This is a genomic window from Phytoactinopolyspora endophytica (genome assembly GCF_004138495.1).
GTDB lineage: Bacteria > Actinomycetota > Actinomycetes > Jiangellales > Jiangellaceae > Phytoactinopolyspora > Phytoactinopolyspora endophytica.
The window spans coordinates 293,895-295,571 of the sequence record NZ_ML142856.1; the positions used below are offsets into that span (position 1 = coordinate 293,895).

At 65.4% G+C, this 1,677-nt stretch carries 2 protein-coding genes and 1 pseudogene; all 3 read right to left on the reverse strand.

The window, feature by feature from the left end; translation table 11 throughout:
- Positions 1-340 precede the first annotated feature (340 nt).
- The gene (locus tag ELR45_RS17665; RefSeq protein ID WP_205856790.1) at positions 341-1,069 is read right to left on the reverse strand and encodes a DUF899 family protein; all 729 of its coding nucleotides are present in this window, start codon (positions 1,067-1,069) and stop codon (positions 341-343) included.
- 78 nt (positions 1,070-1,147) lie between these two features.
- A pseudogene (locus ELR45_RS17670) lies at positions 1,148-1,294 on the reverse strand (ISL3 family transposase); the annotation flags it as partial.
- 77 nt (positions 1,295-1,371) lie between these two features.
- Positions 1,372-1,677, reverse strand: a 306-nt coding sequence (locus tag ELR45_RS17675) for a winged helix-turn-helix transcriptional regulator (protein WP_240759826.1), incomplete at its 5' end; no start/stop codon positions are given.

Genomic DNA, 1,677 nt, shown 5'->3' on the forward strand with positions numbered 1-1,677 from the left:
CAAGGGCCCGAGCGGCAGCCCCATTCCGACATCTTCGACGGCGATGAGCCGCAGTCTGGTCCCGTGGTCGTGCGACGACTGCCGGCCGCCGCGATTCGTTGGACAGACTGACTCCACCGGACGATGATCTGCGGGATCACCTAACAGCCGTAGTCCGAGGGCCGGGCGACTCCGTCTTCCCAGGCCCAGGCAGCGATCCCAAGATCGGAGAATGTGAGGTCACCCGCGCCCTGTTCCAACATGACCACCATCTCGTCGCGCCCGGGCAGGTCATCGTGTGACCATGAACCATCAAACGGCCTCGCTCATCTCGGGGAGGCAGAGGTACGCCGTCGCAGACCTAGTCGCCGACTAGGTCCGCATGGCCGGCGGCCAGTCGCGGCCAGTGGGGGATCGGTCGGCCGTTGACGTTCCCGCCCGCGTGGTGCCACTCCTGCTGGGGCGACCCCGGGGGCACGTCCTGCCATGGCTCCTGGCGGCCGTATGGGGTCAAGTCCATCAGCGCGTAGCTGTTGTCGAGCGCCTCGATGCCCCGCCGAGTGGTCCAGTATGTCTCGAAGACGCGGTCGCCGGCGCGCAGGTAGCTGATCAGATACATCATGCTGATGTCGCGGTCGACGAGGAGCGTCTCCTGCGAGGCCCGGGGGACGGCATACCAGGGGGTCTTCCAGCCGAGGAAGTCGCGGTAGCGCACACTCTCGGCATACGGGCCCTTGCAGAAGATCGCGTAGGTGATGTCTCGCGAATGCAGATAGGAGAGCTCGCGGACTTGGCTCCCGCACCAAGTGCAGCCGCCGCACTGCTCGGCGGCCGGGCGACCCGGATGCCACATGAAGTAATAGGCGATGAGCTGTCTGCGCCCTTCGAATGCCTCGATGAGCGGCGTCGTCCCGTTCTGCCCTTCGAGGGGTGTGGTGGCGTTGACCTCGACCATCGGCAGCCGTCGGCGGGCTGCTGCGATGGCATCGCGTTCGCGAGTATTGGCCTTCTCTCGTGCTCGGAGTTCGTCGATCTGGACCTGCCAGCTGGCACGGTCGGTGATCGGGGGCATCGGCCAGGTGGTGTTCATACGCTTCAGTCTCGTTGCGCAGAGCTCAAGACCGCAATACGCCGAGCGGGCGATTCCGTCTTAGCGGGCGCCCTGTTAATAGACGGCCCAGGTCGCATCGACCTCGACGTGCTCATCGGCTGCGAATAGGTTTGCGAGTCGGTTCGTCTGTTTGTCGGTGAGCAGCCCGGCGCCGGTGTGCAGGGTCCGCCTCGCGTTGCAAAGAGGATCACCTTTGCGGCCGTGGAACCGAGTCGCGCCTGCTAGTTGTCGTCGGGACCGGAGTTCGAAAGCAGCTGTAGCTGCGTTTCAGGAACAGGCACTTACCAACGCCCTTTCGGGGGCATACCGGGTCCGATCGTGGCCTGGATCTCGGTCGGGTCGTCCACGCGGCCGCAGTGGCCGCATACCGTCTGCTGGGTGATTCCGGTGCCGCACACCGAGTGGGTGTAGAGGATCGGTGGCTCCCCGTCCGTCGCCCACCGGTCGCCCCATTCGGAGAGTGAGACCAGCGCGGGCGCGAGCGCGCGCCCCTTGTCGGTCAGCAGATATTCATACAGTTCGGGCTGCTCGGAGTACTTGTGGCGGCGCATGATCCCGGCTTCGACGAAACCGTCGAGTCGGGCTTT